The following is a 16,980-nucleotide window of genomic DNA, read 5'->3' as shown; positions in this document are numbered from 1 at the left end:
ACCGGCGTGCCAGTGCCGGCGCGGCCAGGGGCGGCATCTCCTGCCGGGGTGAAGGCAGACGGTGCCGCAAGGCGGCAGGGAAGGGCGGGCGTGATCGACGGGATGAGGCGGTGAAGGGGATCAGCGGGATTGCGCCGGCGGCGGCGGTCGCGTCGCGCCGCACGCCACGCATGGGCGGCGGATTCGCGCTGCCGGACTTTCCGTCCACCGAGGCTGCCGGAGCGGCGAGCGCGAGCGGGAGCGTGGCCGCGCTCCTCGCCATGCAGGAGGATTCCGGCGGGCGGCGGCAGCCGCAGGATCCGCCAGCGCGCCGCGCCGCCATGGCGCTCGAGGAACTCCGCGACCTGCAACTCGATCTGCTGCGCGGTGCGGCCGATCCGGCGCGGCTGGAGCGCCTGGCGCGGCTAGCCGCTTCCGGGACCGCATGCGCCGATCCGGCGCTGAAGCCGCTCCTGGCCGAGATCCTGCTGCGCGCGCGGGTGGAACTGGCGCGCCGTCGGGCAGCAACGGCCCGGCCAACGCGCTGATCTGCGCCGATCCGCGGCACTTGCGTGAAAAGGCGCGCAGATCAGCAACTTGCCGCGGAGACAGGGCTTGTCTCTGCCCCAGTCCCGCCACTATGGTCCGGCCGCCTCCGCCGGCCGGGCGCCGGGCCATGGCCGGAGGGGGCTGGGGAAGACCGTGCCATGCTCGTCACCTTGCCGCCCGATTACCGACCGTCTTCCGACGAAGAGTTCATGAACTCGCTACAACTCGAATATTTCCGCCAGAAGCTTCTGCGCTGGCGTGGCGAGTTGTTGCGCGAGGCGGGCGAGACGCTGCACAGCCTGGGCGAGGGCGGCATCGCCGAGGCGGACCTGACGGATCGTGCGAGCGTCGAGACGGACCGGGCCCTGGAACTCCGCACCCGCGACCGGGCGCGCAAGCTGATCAGCAAGATCGATCAGGCGCTGGAGCGCATCGAGAACGGCACCTACGGCTATTGCGAAGAGACCGGCGAGCCGATCGGTCTCCGCCGCCTCGAAGCCCGTCCGATCGCGACGCTGTCCATCGAGGCGCAGGAGCGCCACGAGCGCATGGAACGCGTTCACCGCGACGATTGAGCGGCGCGCTCACCCCTCCGCCTTGTTCCGCCGGGACGCCCTGGACCGGGCTGGCGTGGCAGGAACGGGCTTGGCAGGGGCTGGCGTGGCAGGGGGCGACGGAACTGCATTGACCGGTTCCCGCTTCGCAGGGGCCGGCGCACGGCCGTCGAAGTTGAAGCGCGTGACCCGCGAGGCCCAGAAGCAGAGATCCCGCTGCAAGGCTGGCTGGTCGGCGACCGCCATAAGCTGTTGCAGCGCAGCAAGCGCGGCCGGGGCTTCCTCGGCCGGCGCCTCGGCCACCGCCGTATCGAGGATCGGCGCGAGGTCGCCGCCCTGGGTCGCCGCAAGCCGCGTGCTCAGCGCCATTGCCGTGCGCGGCGCGCCGGTGGACAGCGCCAGCAGGATCATCGCGGCGGCGTAGCTGCCGGTGCGCCCGCCATCCAGCGCGAAGCCGCGCCGCTCCGCCGGCGACAGGCTTGCCTTCAGCAGGCGGTAGAGATTCGCGAATCGCTTCGCCCGGCGCGGCGAGGCGCCGATGGCGCCGGCCATGGCGAGAAGCTGCTCGCGTTCACGGCGGCCGAGTTGCAGCGCTTCCGCAACCGCCTGCGGCTCCGCTGCGGGCGAGGCCGGCGGCGCCGATGCGCCACCGCGGGCCGACGAGGCGGTCTCGGCCGTCCCTGCCGTGTCCTTCGACAGCAACGCCGCCTCGCCTGGCAGTCCGGTGCCCGTGCGCGGCGGAGCGCGCCCGCGGGCGGCCTCGGGATCGGGGCTCGGCGCGGCCGCGGCACCGACGGCCGAATCGAGCAGCCGCCGGCCCGCCGCCGCGTCCATCGCCGGCAGCCAGAAGGGGATCTGGAACACCTTCTCCAGGTAGTCGATCGGCGAGGCGATGCCCGGCGCGTCGCCAAGCTGCAGCGGGTAGCGGTCGCGCAGCGCCTGCGCCACCCAGCGCACATCCACCCCCACCACCACCACGAAGAGCGGGAAGGCGAGCAGCAGATGCACCGCCTCCAGCACCTCCACCACACGTGCCGGCGGGCAGCGGTCGAGGTCGTCGATGTAGAGCACGATGCGCTCGACCGGCGGCTCTGCGCCGGCCTCCGCCTCGCGCGGATGCACGCTTGTCAGCAGCGCCTGCAACTGCTCGAGGTCGCTGCGGATGGTGTGGATCAGGCCGAGATGCCGCTGGTAGTCGCCCTCCGCCAGGCGCTGGGCGACGAAGCGCTTCAGCCGCTCGGCCGAGGTCGCGGCGGTCAGATCCTCCCGCGCCTTGGCCACGGCGACCGCGGCGGCATCGACCTCCGCACGCCGCCGCGCCGCCTCAGCCTCCGCTTCCGCCGTGGCACGGCGCGCGGCGCTCAGCTCGGCCTCGCGTTCCGACAGGCGCTGCGCCTGCCGTGCCTCCACCCGCTCGCGGATGCTGCCCAGCACGGCGAAGGCTCGCGTGGCGTCTGCGAGGTGGCGGCGCGCCCAGCCGATCCCGGCCGTCATCGCCGCCAGCACCGGCGTGACCAGTGCCGCGATGGCGCTGACGGTCGCCGCGATCTCCGCGCCGCGCCGCTCCATCTCCAACGCCAGCCCGATCAGCCCGACGAGCAGGATGCCGCAGACCAGCACGCCGAGCACGAGCCGCTCCGTCGACACGCGCGCATGGGCGAGCCAGCCGAGCAGGGAGGCACCGCGGCCCGCGCTGGCCTGCGCCTCGTCCAGCAATTCGCGCACCTCGCCGATCTTCACCTGCATCGCCGCGGTGGCGCCGGCCATGTCCTGCGTCGCGCCGACCAGCGCGGGCACCTGGCGCGCCAGTTCCGGCCGGCCGAGATAGGTGGCGGCCTTCTCCACGCTGGCGCCGACGCTGGCGATCCAGGCGGCCGAATCCTGCTCGGTACCCGCGGGGCGCAACACCTGCAGCGCCTCTGCCTGCACGGCCTGCAGCACCTCGCCCGCGGTGGGCACGCCGGTCTCCTTCACGCGACGCGCGGTTGCCGCCTGCTCGGCCTGCGCCAGCGCGGCGCGGCTTTCGGCCAGGCGCTGCTCCGCTTCCTGCAGTCGCGCCTCGGCGATCAGCTTGGCGGCTTCCTGCAGTTTGAGCCGGTCGAGCATGTCCTGGAAGGCGGAGCGTTCCCGCACCGGCGACATCGCCGCCTCCAGCCCCTCCAGGATGGCGTGGACCAGGCTCGCCCAGAGGTTGCCTTCGGCGTAGTGCCAGGCGTTGAACTCGATCTGCACGATACGGCCTAGGAAGGGCGTCGGCTCACCCTGCCGCGCGGCTGCCTTGCCGGCGGCCTCGAAGTCCCGCACCGCCGCGCGGATCATGCGCATGAAGAAGGACTTGCCCGAGCCCCAGGGACCGAACACCGCGATGGAGAGCGGCGGCTTCTGGTCGCGCGCGGCGATCAGCGCGCCGATTGCGTCGCCGTAGCGCCGCAGGTCCAGCGTGTCCTCCAAGCGCGGATCGTCGGGGATCACGTCCGGCCGCGCGGTCGCGATCACCGGCACGCTGCTGCCGATGAGTACGTGGTGCCAAGCCTCCAGATTGTCCCAAGGGTGGCGATCACGGATGATGCGCATCAAGGCTTCGCGCAACTCGTCCGTGTCGACTCCGGCTTCCAGGAGCTGCGTGCGCGCGTTGCTGTTCCGGTCGGAGCCATCGGGCAGCGCGATCAGCGCGGCGAGAAGGTGTCGGACTCCTACTTCCGGCCGCCGCCTCGTTTTCGTGACGAGGCGCGCTGCATCGCGCAGGATCGGCCCGACATTGTCGCTGAGCGGCGGAAAGTCGCTACCTGCCGCAGCAGCAGCCGCGCCGAGGTCGGCCGGAATATCGAAGGCAGCGTCGCGCTTGGCCACGTAGTCGGGATCGGCGCCGAGCATGCCCCGCAACATCGTGAGCGCCGCGGCATCTCGGTCCGCCAGGAGCAGTGCGCTCTCGGCCAGGGCGACGAGAAGGCCGGACGATCGAAGCAGGGCGCGCTTCGAATCCTTGCGGCGCCGTGCGAGCACAAAGGCGACGCGGAGCACGGTGCTGGCTTCGGCGTCGTAGCCGGGCAGGTCGGTGGGCGTCGTGCTGGTCCCTGCGATGGGCTCCAGCGCCGGGCCAAGCACGCGCGCCGCCTCGGCGAAGCCCCAGGCCTCGGCCTGCCGGACATGGGCGCGCGGGATCGCGAAGAGGTAGCTCGCCATGATGTGGATGGGAAAGACGCGGGCTTCCTCGCCTCCCTCGGCCCGCGCACGCCGGTACGCCTCCTGCAGGACACTTCGGGCGGAAGCGGAGAACATCGGGCGTCCCGTCGGCCAGCCGGGATTGCCGGCAAGCGTGTCGGGGTCGCTGCCGTCCCCCCGATCCGAAATCCGCTCGAGCCCTGGGCGGGAGCCCTTGATCGCCGCGATGTCCAGCAGCCGGCGCGCTTCGTAGATCCACTGCCCCTGCTCGGAGTGCGGGGCGTACAGCAGGCCGAGCAGCAGGCTCGTGTAGCTGACAAAGACGTCGTCTGATGTTGCGGCGCCATACCAGGCGGCCAGGCGGATGACATCCTCGGCGGGGTAGTAAACCGGCACGGGCAGCTCAGGCGTCGCGCTGTTCGGCGCATCCATGGCGGCGCTCCCGTTCTTCGGCGGGAAGCTTAGCGATGCCGCGCCGCCGCTGCCTACCCGTTCAGATCAGGCACGGGATCATCCAGCCCCGGCGGCGGTTGCGCCAGCGGATCGCGCGCCAGCAGCCGCGCATCGTTCTCCGCCACGCGGCCGACGCGGTTGTCCACCGGCCAGATCGCCAGTTCCTCCTCCGGGCAGGGCACCAGCAATTCCAGCAGGTCGGCCGGTTCCGCCGGCTCGGCGCCGAGCCAGGCGTCCCAGGTCTCCGGCGCCAGGATCACCGGCATGCGGTGATGCACCAGCGCCTGCTTGCCGTTGGCCTCCGTGGTGATGACGGTGAAAGTCCGGAGCCATTCGCCCTCCGGCGACTTCCAGCCTTCCCACAGCCCGGCGACGGCCATCGGCTCGCCGGAGGCGAGCGCGACCGCATAGGCCTGCCGCCCACCGGCCTCGTCCTTGCGCCATTCGTAGAAGCCGTCCATCGGCACCAGGCAGCGGCGCTTGGAGAAGGCGTCGCGGAAGCTGGGCTTCTCGGCGATGCCTTCGCTGCGGGCGTTCATCAGCTTGGCCGCGTCCTTCGTGTCCTTCGCCCAGCGCGGCACCAGCCCCCAGCGCAGCGCATCGAGGTGGCGCTCGCCGCGTTCGGGATGCCGCCGCACCACCAGCGAGGTCTGGGTTGGCGCGACATTCCAGGACGCCGCGTGGTTCGGCGTGGGGTTCACCGTCTCGAAATAGCGGGCAAGCCCGGCGGGGTCGCGTTGCAGGAAGAAGCGGCCGCACATCTGCCCAGACCTTTCAGGCCGCCGAGACCGATTTCGCCCAGGCGAGGAACACGAAGAAGCCGGCAATACCCAGCACGATATGGGCGAACAGCACCAACTCGCCCCGTGCCTTGGATCCCCGCGCCAGCTTCCACGCGCCCCAGCCTGCCGCGGTGGCGATGCCGACGAGCGCGATGGGCAGCACGCCCGCCGGTCCCGGCAGGTTCGGTGGCGGCGCGAGGAGGACCGCGGCCAGCACCAGCGCGCTGGCCGCCAGCGCAGCGATCAGGTGCAGATCCTTCAGCCGCTTGCGCCGCGCCCGCATCAGATACAGCGCGCCCGTCACGAAGCCGAGACCGATGGTCGCCACCAGCGCGACGATCGCCGCCGTGTTCATCCTGCATTCTCCGGCCTGCCCAGCGCCCTTACGAAAGGTGCCGGCGGCCGGCGTCAAGAGCAGCCATGCGATCAGGCCAGGCGCGCCTTCGCCGCGGCGGCGACGCTACGTGGATCGGGCGCGCCGATATGGCGATAGCGCGCCTCGGCGAACTGGAAGGCACCGAAGGCTGCAAGGCCCAACGCGACCAACGCGAAGAGCGCCTGCCCGAAAGGTTGCGCCTGCAACGCCGCCAAGGCGCCGCCCAGCCCGCGCGCCTGGTCGGGATTGGACGTCCAGGCAGCGACAAGCAGGAACCCACCGATCACCAGGAAGACGATGGCGCGTGCGGCGAAGCCGAGCCGTCCGAGCGGTATCACCCAGGATGGCGCATCGCCCGCAAGCTCCCGCCGGAAGGACGCGGTCCAGGCCTTGCGCGCCATGGCGAGCCCGATGCCGGCCACGGCAATGCCACCCGCACCGACGATCCAGTAGCCGAAAGGCTGCGCCATCAGCCAGGCGGTCCAGTCGCGCGCCGCGTCGTCATTCGCCTGCGCCTTGCCCAGCCCGAGCACCAGGCTCGCCGCGAACGCCCCGAGGCTCACATAGATCGCGGCGGAGATGGCTTGGCCGATCCGCACGCCGATGGCCTTCCACGACGTGCCGCGTCCATCCGCATCCATGACCGACTGGAACAGGCGCCACAGCGCGAAGCCGAACAGGCCGACAGCGACGATCCCAAGCAGGATCACGCCGAGCGGCTGTGCCATGAGCGTCTGCAGGGCGCCGCGCGAACCGGTGGTGCCGCCGCCGCGGCCGAAGGCGGCCAGCAGGGCAAGGCCGCCGATGATCAGGCTGACCATCCCGCGCGCGGCGTAGCCCAGGCGCGCAAGCAGCTCCAGACGCTCCTGCGTGCCCGGCATCCTGCCTCCCCGCGCTGCTTTCCACTTGCTGCAACGGCTGCGGAAGCTGGGCGGTTCCATTGTCCGTCAGAACGGCAGGATGATGTCCAGCACCTCCTGGCCCACGCGCGGGCGCTGCACGTCGCTGATGGTGCCGCGGCCGCCATAGGCGATGCGCGCCTCGGCCAGCCGGTCGTGCCGCACGGTGTTGTCGCTGGCGATGTCGGCGGGGCGGATGATGCCGCTGACGGTCATGTCGCGCAGCTCGCTGTTCACCCGCACCTGCTGCCGGCCGGTGACCACCAGATTGCCGTTCGGCAGCACCTGCACCACGGTCGCGGCGACGCGGAGCGTCACGCTTTCGTTGCGGCGGATCGTGCCGCTGCCGCTGGCATTCTGCGCCCCCCGCGTCTCCACCAGCCGCGACGGGTCGATGGTGTTGGGGAAGATGCGCGTGAAGGATGCCTCGAGGCCGAGAAGCTGCGGCACGCCGAAGGAATCCGTGCCCAGCCTCTCGCGCTCCGTCTCGTTGCGGAGCTGCGCCTGGTCCTGGATGGAGACCAGCACCGTGACGAGGTCGCCGGGCTGTGCCGCGCGCTGGTCGCGCAGGAAGGTGCGGCTGCCCGGCCGCCAGAGCGAGTTCGCCGTGACATGCGGCGTCTCCAGCGAGGGCATGGGCATGCTCACCTGGCGCCAGCGCGGGTCGCTCGTGGGGTTGTCGATGCCGGCGAGGGCGGGCGCGCGGCCCACTTCGCTCAGCCGCTCGCAGCCGGCCAGCGCCAGCGCGGCGAGGAAAAGCGCGCCCATCCTCATCGGGCTCCTCCGACGCGCACGCGCCCTCCGCCGAGCGCCTCGGCCTGGACCACGGCGCGGCTCGACAGGTTCATCACCGGCACCGCACCGCCGCGTGGCGCGGAATCCATCGCGCGGCCCAGTGCGGTCAGCGTCATGCCGGGGATCTCGTAGAGCATGGTCACGGTCTGGCCGCGCTCCACTGCCACGGGCCGGGCGAGGTCGGAGACCAGCAGCGGCTGTTCCGCGGCTGCCGGCCGGCGCAACGCCTGGCCGACCACCGTCTCCATCGCCTGCGCCGCGCCCGGCCGCAGGCGGGAAGCCGGCACGCGGATCACCCGCACATCGCCGGGGCGGATCGCCTCGCCCGCCGGAAGCCGTCGCGCCGCCACCAGCATCGGCGCCATCCGAACCGCGCGACCGGCAAGGCGCAGGCGCTGCGTCGGAATCCCTTCCGCCACGATGGCCAGCGTCGCGGCGAAACGGCCCGCCGCGGGATCGAGCACGGCGCCTTCCACGGCGAGTTGCACGAAGGCCTGTTCGGGCACCATCGGCGGGCTGAAGCCGGGCAGCTCGACCTCGTCCTCCTCATCGAGGCCCTGGCTGCGCAGCGCGGTCCGCAGCGCAACCAGCACCTCTTCGCGCGACAGCGCGCGGCCCGGGCGCTCCAGCACCACGCGCTCCGCGCCGACCGACCGCCACGCCAGGCCATTCGTGCGCGCGATCGCCTGGAGCTGCGCGGCTTCCACCACCAGCCGCGCGCCCGGTGCCGGGGCGGGGCCGAGCACGGTGTCGGCGCGCGGGCCGGCATGGTCGAACAGGTCGGAAAGCCGCACGACCGCGTCCGACACCACCGCGAAATGTCGCGGCGCGACCTGCTCGGCCTGTGCGGCCGGCGCGAGCAGAAGGAAGGCGAACAGAAGGATGCGCATGGCCTTCACCGCAGCCGCGACAGGGTGGAGAGCATCTCGTCGCTCGCGGAGATGACGCGGCTGTTCATCTCATAGGCGCGCTGCGCGGTGATCAGGTTGGTGATCTCCTGCACGACGTTGACGTTGGAGGTCTCGACGAAGCCCTGCAGCACCTGGCCGTAGCCGGGCGTGCCCGGCGCGCCCTGGAGCGGATCGCCTGAGCCCGGCGTGGCGAGCAGCAGGTTGTCGCCGACCGCTTCCAGCCCGCCCTCGTTGGCGAAGACGGCAAGCTGGATCTGGCCGACATTCTGCGGCGCGATCTGGCCATCGAGCTTGGCCAGCACCTCGCCATTCGCGTTGATCGTGACGTCCACGGCATTGGCGGGGATGGTGATGCCGGGCTGCACGACGAAGCCGTCGGCGGTGACGATCACGCCTTCGGGCGAGAGGGCGAAGGTGCCGTCCCGCGTATAGGCCGTCTCGCCGGAAGGAAGCTGCACCTGGAAATAGCCGTTGCCGCGCACCGCGATGTCGAAGCGGTTGCCGGTCTGGCTCAGGCTGCCCTGTTCGGTGATGCGATAGACCGCGCCGGTCTTCACGCCGAGGCCGATCTGCGCGCCGGAGGGCAGCACCGATCCGGTATCCGCGCTCTGCGAGCCGACGCGGCGCAGGTTCTGGTACAGCAGGTCCTGGAACTCGGCGCGCCGGCGCTTGTAGCCGGTCGTGCTCATATTCGCGATGTTGTTGGAGATGACCTCGACATTCGTCTGCTGGGCCATCATGCCGGTGCCGGCGATGTGGAGGCTTCGCATTATCGGGCACTCTCTGCGCGGATCGCCGGCACCTTTTTGGGTGCCCTCAGACGCCGGGCGGCGGCTCCGCCGCCTTGGCTTCGCGGCACCAGCCGCGGCCGCCATTCGGCGGCTCGGCCCGCGTCGCGGGCCGCCGGTGCTTTCGTGGGGGCGTGGCTCATCCGTTGGTTCACCGCCGCTTGAGGATGCGGTCGACGGCGCTGCCGAGGCGTTCGCCCTCGCGCTCTGCCATCTGCGCGACGAACTGGAACTGGCGCATGTCGTCGGTCAGCCGCGTCAGCTCCATCACCGGGCGGACATTGCTGCCCTCGACGGCACCCTGCACCACGCCGGGCTGCGCCACAGGCTGCGGCGCCATGTCGTCCGGGGCGGCGAAGTTGCGGTCGCCCTCGGCCTGCAGGCGCTGCTGGTTCTCGAAGCGGACCACGCGCAACTGCCCGGCCGGGCCGTTCTCCGTGACGACCGTGCCGTCGCCGCGGATCTCGATGCGGGCGACATTCGGCTCGAGCTGCAGCGGCTGGCCGCCCGCGCCGAGCACCCGCGCGCCATCCGCATCCACGACCCGGCCCTGGCCATCCAGCGTGAAGCGGCCGGCGCGGGTGTAGCGCTCGCCGCGCGGGGTCTCCACGGCGAAGAACGCCTCCTGATCGGACAGTGCGGCATCCAGCGGGTTGCCGGTCTGCGCGAGCGGCGCCGCGGTGCCGTCGCGCCAGGTCGCGCGATCCTGCGCATAGGCCATGTCGCGCCCGCCCCGCGGTGCCTCCGCGCCCATCTGCCGCTCCAGCACGGTGCCGAAGACCGGCCGCAGCGCGCGGAAGCCGGGCGTGTCGGCATTGGCGATGTTGTGCGCGGTGACGGAGGTCGCGCGTTGCGCCGCGATCAGGCGGGAGAGGACGATGTAGCCGGGGCTGTCCATGCGGGGCGCTCCGAGTGGTTCGCGACGTCTTCCGCAACCGCCGTGCCAGCCTTCGCGACCGATGCGCAGGCCCGTCCTGCCCATCAGGCGGCAGCTTCTGCCGCCTTGCGGCATCCGGCTCCGCCTGTCGAAAGCCTCCGTTAACCCTGCACCGCGCAGGATGCGTCGCGTCGGCAGAAAGCGGATGGGGCAGCCATGGCGGCCGCGAAAGCGGAGAAGAAGGCGGAGGGCGAGGGCGGCGAGGCGCCGAAGAAGGGCGGCAAGAAGAAGCTGATCCTGATGCTCGCACCGCTGCTGCTGCTGGGGATCGGCGCGGGGCTGTGGTTCGGCGGGATCCTGCCGAAACTGCTCGGCATCGGTGGCGCGCATCCGGAAGCGCAGGCCGAGGCTGCGGCACAGGCGCCGCCTGCGCCCACGCCCGCCTTCATCGACCTGCCGGAGATCGTCTCCAACCTCAACGTGCCGAGCGGTCGCCGCGCCAGCTTCGTGCGGCTGCGCGCCAAGCTGGAGATCGCCGATTCCACGCAGGTGCCGGCGGTGACGGAAGCGATGCCGCGGCTGGTGGACCTGTTCGCGACCTATCTGCGGGAGGTGCGCCCGGATGAGCTGCGCGGCTCCGCTGGCTCGCACCGGCTGCGGGAGGAGCTGATCGCCCGCGCCTCCGTCGCCGCGAGCCCTGCCCGCGTCACGGACGTGCTGTTTGTCGAGATCCTGGTGCAATGAGCGGCGAGGCCGGCGGGGGCCAGGACCAGGAGGACCTCGCCGCCGCCTGGGGCGCGGCGGTGGACCAGGAGCAGGAGAAGGGCGACGACGAGGCCGGCTCCGGCGAGGCGACGCGCGTGCTGAACCAGGCCGAGATCGACAGCCTGCTCGGCTTCGATGCCGGCCCCTCGCGCGAGAGCGCGATGTCCGGCATCGAGCGGATCATCTCCTCCGGCCTCGTCGCGTACGAACGCCTGCCGATGCTGGAGATCGTCTTCGACCGCCTGGTGCGGCTGATGACGACCACGCTGCGCAACTTCACCTCCGACAATGTCGAGATCTCCATCGACGTGATGGCCTCGCAGCGCTTCGGCGACTACCTGAACTCCATCCCGCTGCCGGCGATGCTGGCGGTGTTCCGCGCCGACCAGTGGGACAACTACGGCCTGATCGTGGTGGATTCCGCGCTGATCTATTCGGTGGTGGACGTGCTGCTCGGCGGGCGGCGCGGCACGGCGGCGATGCGTATCGAAGGCCGGCCCTACACCACGATCGAGCGCACCCTGGTGGAGCGCCTGATCGGCGTGGTGCTGGGCGACCTGAAGGCCGCCTTCGAGCCGCTCTGCGAGGTCGATTTCCGCTTCGACCGGCTGGAGGTGAACCCGCGCTTCGCCGCCATCTCCCGCCTGTCCAACGCCGCCGTCGTCAGCCGCATGCGGATCGAGATGGAGGATCGCGGCGGGCGGCTGGAAGTGCTGCTGCCCTACGCCACGCTGGAGCCGGTGCGCGAGCTTCTCCTCCAGCAATTCATGGGCGAGCGCTTCGGCCGCGACAGCATCTGGGAGACGCACCTGGCGGAGGAGCTGCGCCAGACTGAGGTGGCGCTCGACGTGGTGCTGGACCAGCAGGTGATGCGCCTCAGCCAGGTGATCGGCCTTCAGGTGGGCGACCGCATCCTGCTCTCCACGCCGCCCGGCGCGCCGGTGGCGCTGCGCTGCGGCGACGTCGCGCTGTTCGAGGCGCAGCTCGGCCGGCGCGAGAGCCGGCTGGCCGTGCGGATCGACAAGGTCAGGCCGGGTCCGCCCGGTCCCGCGGAGGATGCCGCATGACGATGCTGGAATGGGCCGCGCATGCCGCGCTGGTCGCGCTGCTGCTGGTCATCATCCCCTTCGCCTGGCGGCTGGAGAAGCGCATCGCCGTGCTGCGCGGCGCCGGCGGCGACCTGCGCGACGGCGCCGCCGATATCGGCCGCGCGACCGAGGCGGCCGAGGCGGCGCTCGCGCGGCTGCGCGCCACCGCCGAGCAGTCCGGCCGCCTTGTCGCGGAGCGCATCGCAACGGCGGAGAAGCTGCGCGACGATCTCGCGTTCCTCACGGAGCGGTCCGAGGTACTCGCTGATCGGCTCGATGCCCTGGTGCGCCGCGCAAGGCCGCTGGCCGGGGAGGGGGCGGCGCCTGCTCCTGCTGCGCCGGACCGCACGGCACGCAGCGAGGCCGAGCGCGAACTGCTCCGCGCGCTGCAGGGCCGCCGCTGAGATGGCCCGCCCGAGCCTGCTGCGGATCGCCATCGGTGCCGCCGTGGTGCTGGTGCTCACGAAGGCTGAGCGCCTCGTGGCGCCGTTCCGAAACTCGCCGATGGCCGCCACCGCCGCCGCGCCTGCAGCCCCGGCAGCCGCCCCTGCCGCGGCACCGGCGCCCTCGCCGGCTGCCCCCCCGCCGGCGCCGGAGGCTGCCGCGGAACGTGCCGTGCTGGAGGCTTTGCGCGCCCGCCGTGCCGAGATCGAGGCGCGAGAGCAGGCGGCGGCGCAGCGCGAGGTGATGCTGGCCGCCGCCGAGCGCCGGCTGATGGCGCGGGTGGAGGAACTCACCGCGCTGCAATCCCGGCTGGAGGCGCTGGAACGCGAACGCGCCGCGCGCGAGGATGCCGGCCTGCGCGGGCTGGTGAAGCTGTATGAAGGCATGCGCCCGCGCGACGCCGCGCTGATCTTCGACGAGCTGGACATGCCGGTGTTGCTCTCCATCGTGGATCGCATGCGCGAGGCGAAGGCGGCGCCGGTGCTCGGCGCCATGCGGCCGGAGCGCGCCCGCGCGCTGACGTCGGAGCTTGCGAAGCTGCGCGCGCAGCGGATGGAACAGCAGGCGGCGAGGCAATGACCACGCCGCGTCTTCGCGATGCGTTCATCCGCCGCGGGCTACGTATACCGCAGGCGCCGCAAGCGCCGCGTTGGGCAACAGGGTGATCGAAAGGCATGGACAAGCGCACGCCCGTCCTGATCGTGGACGACTACAAGACGATGCTGCGGATCATCCGCAACCTTCTCAAGCAGCTCGAGATCGAGAATGTCGAGGAGGCCTCCGACGGGGAGGAGGCGCTCAGCAAGCTGCGCGCCGGCAATTTCGGCCTGGTGATCAGCGACTGGAACATGGCGCCGATGACCGGCCTCGACCTGCTCAAGGAGGTGCGGGCGGACCCCAAGCTGAAGCACACGCCCTTCATCATGATCACCGCCGAGAGCAAGACGGAGAACGTGGTGGCGGCGAAGCAGGCCGGCGTCTCCAACTACATCGTCAAGCCCTTCAACGCGGAGACACTGCGCGAGAAGATCGAGAAGGTGATGGTGCATGCCTGACGGCGCGGCGGCGGCCGCCAGCGCGGACCGGATCGAGGCGCCGACCGCGGAACGGATCGAGGAGGCCGTGCGCGCCGTGCTCGGCAGCATGGCCGGCGACCTGACCGCCACGGAAGCGGCGCTGCTGGCCGAGCTGGAAGGGCTCGGCCGCACCGTCGCCCGCGCCAAGCAGGAGATCGCGCGGCTGAAGGTGGACGACATCACCGACAGCCACATCCCCAGCGCGACGGACGAGCTGGACGCCATCGTCCACCACACAGCCCAGGCCACCAACGAGATCCTGGATTGCTGCGAGGTGCTGGAAGGCGTCGCCGGGCGCGTCGGCGCGGCGGAGGCCGACGCGCTGCAGAGCGCCATCACCCGCATCTACGAGGCCTGCAGCTTCCAGGACATCACGGGCCAGCGCATCGGCAAGGTCGTCACGGCCCTGAAGGCGATCGAGGCGCGCGTGGCCGACGTGACCGGCCATTTCCTGGAAGGGCGCGTCGGGCCGGAAGCCCCGCCGGCCGCCGAGGTGACCGAAGGCCGGCGCCTGGCCGAAGGCCCGCAACTGCCCGGCGCCGGCGTCAGCCAGGCCGAGATCGACCGTCTGCTGTCGGAGTTCTGACCGTCATGCTTCGCGCCGGCCTGCTGCTGCTGATCCTGCTGCTTCCGGCGCTGGCCAAGCCGACGCTCGCCTGGGCGGACACCGCCGTGCGGATGCGCGTGGGCGATCATCCGGCGCATGGCCGCCTGGTGTTCGACTGGCCGCAGCGCATCGGCTACAGGCTGGAGGAAACCGACGGCAAGCTGGTGCTGCGCTTCGCCGAGCCGGCGGCGTTCGATGCCACCTCCATCCGGCGTCCGCCGCGCAACATGCGCGACATTGCCGCGGAGGGCGACACGGCGACGATCCTGCTGGCGCCGGGCGCGCGGGCGCGCGTGTATCGGCTGGGCAACCGTGTGGTGGTGGATGCGCTGGATGCGCCGAGGCCCGCGGGACGCGCGGCACCACAGCCCGTGGCCGCGCCGCCGCCCGGCGCGCCGCCACGGCCTGCGCCGCAGGAAGCCGCACCGGCATCCGCGCCGCCGCCGGTGCAGCGAGCGCCGCAGCCCGCCCCGGCATCGCCCGCCGTCCAGCCTGCCGCGGCGCCGGAGCAGGCGCCCGTGCCGCAGACCGACATCGCCGCCGCACCGGCCGCTCGACCCGTGCAGGCCAGCCCGGGCCGGCTGCTGGTGCCTGCCGGCGCCGAGGTCGGCGCCGCGCTCGTGCCGCGCGGCGAAGCCTGGCTGCTGGTGCTGGACGCGCCGGTGGCGCTCGACATCGGCGCCCTGTCCAACGGCCCGCTGGCCGGGACCCAGGCGACGCGCGGCGCGCATGCGACCGTGCTGCGCCTGCCGCGCGCCGCGCTTGCCACGCCGCTTCTCACACGCCACCGCGACGGCTGGCTGATCGAGCAGGTGGAGGCGCCGCCGACGCTGCGCTCCATCCGGCCGGAATTCGAGCCCGGTCCGCCGCCGCGACTGATGCTGCGCGCCGCCCGGCCGGCGAGCAGCGTCGCCGTCCTGGATCCCGAGACCGGCGGCACGCTCCTGGTCGGCACCGTGCGGGAGGGCGGCGAGGCGACGCCCGCCGGACGCCGCGTCGCTGCGTTCGAGGTGCTGCCCACCCGCCTTGGCGCCGCCATCCTGCCGCGCGCCGACAGCGTGACGCTGCGCGCGCTTCCCGCAGGCTTCGCCGCCGACCCTGGCCGCGGTGTTGCGCTGGTGCTCGGTCCCGATCCGGATGCGGCGGATGCGGCTGCTGCGCTGTCCCGTCTGTTCGACCTGCCCGGCGAGCCGATGGCCGCGCTGGTGCAGCGCGAGCGAAACGCGAATCTGGCCATTGCCGGCGCGCCGCCGCTCGGCCGCGGCCCGCCGCGCCTGCGTGCCGCGGAGGCGCTGCTCGCGCTCGGCTTCGGTGCCGAAGCGCAGGCCATGGCCGCGCTGGCGATGCGCGAGGACCCGCGCGCGGCCGAGGATCCGAAGGCCCGCGCGCTGCACGGCGCCGCGGCACTCGTCGCCGGCCGGCTGAACGAGGCGGACGGCCTGCGCGATGCGCGCCTGCCCGAGAGCGACGAGCTTCTGCTGTGGCGCGGCCTGTTCGCCGCCGCGCGGGGCGAGGAAGGCGGCGCGGCGCAGATCGCGGCCTCCCTGCCGATCCTGCGCGCCTGGCCGGCGCCGCTGCGCGACCGCCTGGCGCCGCTGGCTGCGATGGCACTGGCAGAGGGAGGCGAAGCTGCCGCGGCGCGACGCCTGCTCGCCGGTCAGGAGAACACGCCCGCCTTCGCGCTGGCAGAAGGTCGGCTGCTGGAAGCCGCCGGTGACGCCGAGGGCGCCCTGGCGCGCTACGACGCCGTCGCGCGCGGTCGCGACCGCCGCGCCCGCGCTAACGCGATGCGGCGCGCCGCGGAGCTGCGCCTGGCCTCCGGCGCAGTGGACGCTGCCGGCGCGGCAGCCGCGATGGAAGCCGTTCTCGCCGCCTGGCGCGGCGATGCGCAGGAACTGCGCGCGCGCACGCGCCTCGCGGAGCTGCGCCTGCAGGCCGGGCAGGCCCGCAGCGCCTTCGACGCGCTGCGCGAGGCGGAGCAGGTGTTCGCCGATGCCGCCGCCCAGCTTCGCCCGAAGCAGGCCGCGGCGCTTCTTGCCGCCATCGAGACGGAGCCGCCGGTTGCGGCCGTCGCGCTGTTCGACACCCACGCCGCCCTGCTGCCGCCGGGTGCGCCGACGGAGCAGGCGCTGACCGCGTTGGCGGAGCGGCTCGCCGCGCTCGACCTGGTGGACCGTGCACGCCACGTGCTGGCAGGCGCACTGGCGCGGTCCGAGGGCGGCGAGTCGCGCGCGCGCATCGGCCTGTCGCTTGCCAATCTGGCGCTCGGCGCCGGGGACGCCGCGGGCGCGCGCAAGGCGCTGGAGGAGACGCGGGCCGCCGCGGTTCCCGAGGAGCTCCGCGTCGCCCGACTGCGCACCGAATCGCATGTGCTGACCGCGCTCGGTGAGCATGACCTCGCCGCGGCACGGCTGCGGGAGGCCGGGCCGGCGGCGTTCGCGGAACTCGCGGAACTGCTTGCGGCACGCCAGGACTGGGCCGGCGCCTCGGCGGCGATGCAGTCGCATCTTGCCGGGATCCTGCCTGTCGCGCCGGAACCGCTGAACGATGAGACGCGCCGCCTTGTGGCACGCGCCGCGGCGCTGCTGGCCTTGGCCGGCGACGAGCCTGGCCTCGCGGCCCTGCGCGCGGCGGAAGGCGGACGGATGGAGGAGGGCGCCTTCGCGGAGGCCTTCGGCCTGCTCACCGCCGGCCGGATCGGCGGCATCGGCGACCTGCCGCGGTTGCGGCGGGAGCTGGAGGTGGCGCGGCTGCTGCCCGCCCAGCTGGAGCGGTTGCGGCCGGGAAGCGGGGCTGCAAGGTAAGTCACCGGTCCCCCCCGGGGGGGCGCCGGAGAAGCCCCGTGTCCCCCGCAGGGGCCACCCGCAATTTTTTC

17 protein-coding genes are annotated in these 16,980 nt (G+C 72.8%); 9 read left to right on the top strand and 8 right to left on the bottom strand.

The genetic code is table 11. From position 1 onward, the window contains the following. Nucleotides 1-110 precede the first annotated feature (110 nt). Nucleotides 111-527: a flagellar assembly protein FliX gene (locus E4T13_RS29760; protein WP_170984811.1), complete on the top strand. Its 417-nt coding sequence runs from the start codon at nt 111-113 to the stop codon at nt 525-527. A gap of 159 nt (nt 528-686) precedes the next feature. Further along, the gene (dksA, locus tag E4T13_RS05100) at nt 687-1,103 is read left to right on the top strand and encodes an RNA polymerase-binding protein DksA (RefSeq protein ID WP_137177122.1); all 417 of its coding nucleotides are present in this window, start codon (nt 687-689) and stop codon (nt 1,101-1,103) included. Nucleotides 1,104-1,112: 9 nt separating this feature from the next. Here dksA and E4T13_RS05095 read toward each other — a convergent pair whose 3' ends face one another. The 8 genes from E4T13_RS05095 to E4T13_RS05060 form a co-directional block, all read right to left on the bottom strand. Continuing rightward, nucleotides 1,113-4,676 (bottom strand): P-loop NTPase fold protein, encoded by a 3,564-nt coding sequence (locus E4T13_RS05095; protein WP_137177121.1) that lies wholly within the window; start codon nt 4,674-4,676, stop codon nt 1,113-1,115. 53 nt (nt 4,677-4,729) lie between these two features. Further along, entirely contained in the window at nt 4,730-5,458 is a 729-nt protein-coding gene (locus E4T13_RS05090; protein ID WP_137177120.1) for an SOS response-associated peptidase, read from the bottom strand. Between the two features lie 13 nt (nt 5,459-5,471). Then, on the bottom strand, nt 5,472-5,834 hold the full coding sequence (locus tag E4T13_RS05085; RefSeq protein WP_137177119.1) for a hypothetical protein: 363 nt from the start codon (nt 5,832-5,834) through the stop codon (nt 5,472-5,474). A gap of 71 nt (nt 5,835-5,905) precedes the next feature. After that, complete coding sequence (locus E4T13_RS05080) at nt 5,906-6,736, bottom strand: DUF1206 domain-containing protein (RefSeq protein WP_137177118.1); 831 nt, start codon at nt 6,734-6,736, stop codon at nt 5,906-5,908. A gap of 66 nt (nt 6,737-6,802) precedes the next feature. Next, the gene (gene flgH, locus E4T13_RS05075) at nt 6,803-7,522 is read right to left on the bottom strand and encodes a flagellar basal body L-ring protein FlgH (RefSeq protein WP_306768307.1); all 720 of its coding nucleotides are present in this window, start codon (nt 7,520-7,522) and stop codon (nt 6,803-6,805) included. Nucleotides 7,523-7,524: 2 nt separating this feature from the next. After that, nucleotides 7,525-8,439: a flagellar basal body P-ring formation chaperone FlgA gene (gene flgA, locus E4T13_RS05070; RefSeq protein WP_137177116.1), complete on the bottom strand. Its 915-nt coding sequence runs from the start codon at nt 8,437-8,439 to the stop codon at nt 7,525-7,527. 5 nt (nt 8,440-8,444) lie between these two features. Continuing rightward, on the bottom strand, nt 8,445-9,230 hold the full coding sequence (flgG, locus tag E4T13_RS05065; protein ID WP_137177115.1) for a flagellar basal-body rod protein FlgG: 786 nt from the start codon (nt 9,228-9,230) through the stop codon (nt 8,445-8,447). 169 nt (nt 9,231-9,399) lie between these two features. Then, entirely contained in the window at nt 9,400-10,146 is a 747-nt protein-coding gene (locus tag E4T13_RS05060) for a flagellar hook-basal body complex protein (protein WP_137177114.1), read from the bottom strand. Nucleotides 10,147-10,341: 195 nt separating this feature from the next. On the opposite strand from E4T13_RS05060, the gene E4T13_RS05055 reads away from it, so the two are divergent. The 7 genes from E4T13_RS05055 to E4T13_RS05020 all read left to right on the top strand — a co-directional run bounded on the left by E4T13_RS05055 (nt 10,342) and on the right by E4T13_RS05020 (nt 16,909). Beyond that, on the top strand, nt 10,342-10,869 hold the full coding sequence (locus E4T13_RS05055) for a flagellar basal body-associated FliL family protein (RefSeq protein ID WP_137177113.1): 528 nt from the start codon (nt 10,342-10,344) through the stop codon (nt 10,867-10,869). Next, on the top strand, nt 10,866-11,957 hold the full coding sequence (gene fliM, locus E4T13_RS05050) for a flagellar motor switch protein FliM (protein WP_137177112.1): 1,092 nt from the start codon (nt 10,866-10,868) through the stop codon (nt 11,955-11,957). The genes E4T13_RS05055 and fliM overlap by 4 nt, the downstream gene beginning before the upstream one ends. Further along, entirely contained in the window at nt 11,954-12,382 is a 429-nt protein-coding gene (locus tag E4T13_RS05045) for a DUF6468 domain-containing protein (protein WP_137177111.1), read from the top strand. The genes fliM and E4T13_RS05045 overlap by 4 nt, the downstream gene beginning before the upstream one ends. Nucleotide 12,383: 1 nt before the next feature. Beyond that, nucleotides 12,384-13,001, top strand: coding sequence for a MotE family protein (locus E4T13_RS29755; protein WP_170984810.1), 618 nt, complete (start codon nt 12,384-12,386; stop codon nt 12,999-13,001). Nucleotides 13,002-13,096: 95 nt separating this feature from the next. Further along, nucleotides 13,097-13,477 (top strand): chemotaxis response regulator CheY, encoded by a 381-nt coding sequence (locus E4T13_RS05030; RefSeq protein WP_137177109.1) that lies wholly within the window; start codon nt 13,097-13,099, stop codon nt 13,475-13,477. After that, nucleotides 13,470-14,084: a protein phosphatase CheZ gene (locus tag E4T13_RS05025; protein ID WP_137177108.1), complete on the top strand. Its 615-nt coding sequence runs from the start codon at nt 13,470-13,472 to the stop codon at nt 14,082-14,084. Before E4T13_RS05030 ends, E4T13_RS05025 begins: the two co-directional genes overlap by 8 nt. Nucleotides 14,085-14,089: 5 nt before the next feature. After that, nucleotides 14,090-16,909: a hypothetical protein gene (locus E4T13_RS05020; RefSeq protein ID WP_137177107.1), complete on the top strand. Its 2,820-nt coding sequence runs from the start codon at nt 14,090-14,092 to the stop codon at nt 16,907-16,909. Nucleotides 16,910-16,980 lie beyond the last annotated feature (71 nt).

It is taken from the genome of Roseomonas sp. AR75 (genome assembly GCF_005222815.1).
Lineage (GTDB): Bacteria > Pseudomonadota > Alphaproteobacteria > Acetobacterales > Acetobacteraceae > Falsiroseomonas.
This window is presented reverse-complemented; position numbering and strand designations above follow the sequence as displayed.

Bases quoted from the DNA above. Each gene is read 5' to 3' on its own strand.
- E4T13_RS05060 (WP_137177114.1), bottom strand. From the start codon at position 10,146: ATGGACAGCCCCGGCTACATCGTCCTCTCCCGCCTGATCGCGGCGCAA.
- E4T13_RS05080 (WP_137177118.1), bottom strand. From the start codon at position 6,736: ATGCCGGGCACGCAGGAGCGTCTGGAGCTGCTTGCGCGCCTGGGCTAC.
- E4T13_RS05045 (WP_137177111.1), top strand. From the start codon at position 11,954: ATGACGATGCTGGAATGGGCCGCGCATGCCGCGCTGGTCGCGCTGCTG.
- E4T13_RS29755 (WP_170984810.1), top strand. From the start codon at position 12,384: ATGGCCCGCCCGAGCCTGCTGCGGATCGCCATCGGTGCCGCCGTGGTG.
- E4T13_RS05085 (WP_137177119.1), bottom strand. From the start codon at position 5,834: ATGAACACGGCGGCGATCGTCGCGCTGGTGGCGACCATCGGTCTCGGC.
- E4T13_RS05090 (WP_137177120.1), bottom strand. From the start codon at position 5,458: ATGTGCGGCCGCTTCTTCCTGCAACGCGACCCCGCCGGGCTTGCCCGC.
- E4T13_RS05095 (WP_137177121.1), bottom strand. From the start codon at position 4,676: ATGGATGCGCCGAACAGCGCGACGCCTGAGCTGCCCGTGCCGGTTTAC.
- E4T13_RS05030 (WP_137177109.1), top strand. From the start codon at position 13,097: ATGGACAAGCGCACGCCCGTCCTGATCGTGGACGACTACAAGACGATG.
- flgA (WP_137177116.1), bottom strand. From the start codon at position 8,439: ATGCGCATCCTTCTGTTCGCCTTCCTTCTGCTCGCGCCGGCCGCACAG.
- flgG (WP_137177115.1), bottom strand. From the start codon at position 9,230: ATGCGAAGCCTCCACATCGCCGGCACCGGCATGATGGCCCAGCAGACG.
- E4T13_RS05055 (WP_137177113.1), top strand. From the start codon at position 10,342: ATGGCGGCCGCGAAAGCGGAGAAGAAGGCGGAGGGCGAGGGCGGCGAG.
- E4T13_RS05025 (WP_137177108.1), top strand. From the start codon at position 13,470: ATGCCTGACGGCGCGGCGGCGGCCGCCAGCGCGGACCGGATCGAGGCG.
- dksA (WP_137177122.1), top strand. From the start codon at position 687: ATGCTCGTCACCTTGCCGCCCGATTACCGACCGTCTTCCGACGAAGAG.
- E4T13_RS05020 (WP_137177107.1), top strand. From the start codon at position 14,090: ATGCTTCGCGCCGGCCTGCTGCTGCTGATCCTGCTGCTTCCGGCGCTG.
- fliM (WP_137177112.1), top strand. From the start codon at position 10,866: ATGAGCGGCGAGGCCGGCGGGGGCCAGGACCAGGAGGACCTCGCCGCC.
- flgH (WP_306768307.1), bottom strand. From the start codon at position 7,522: ATGGGCGCGCTTTTCCTCGCCGCGCTGGCGCTGGCCGGCTGCGAGCGG.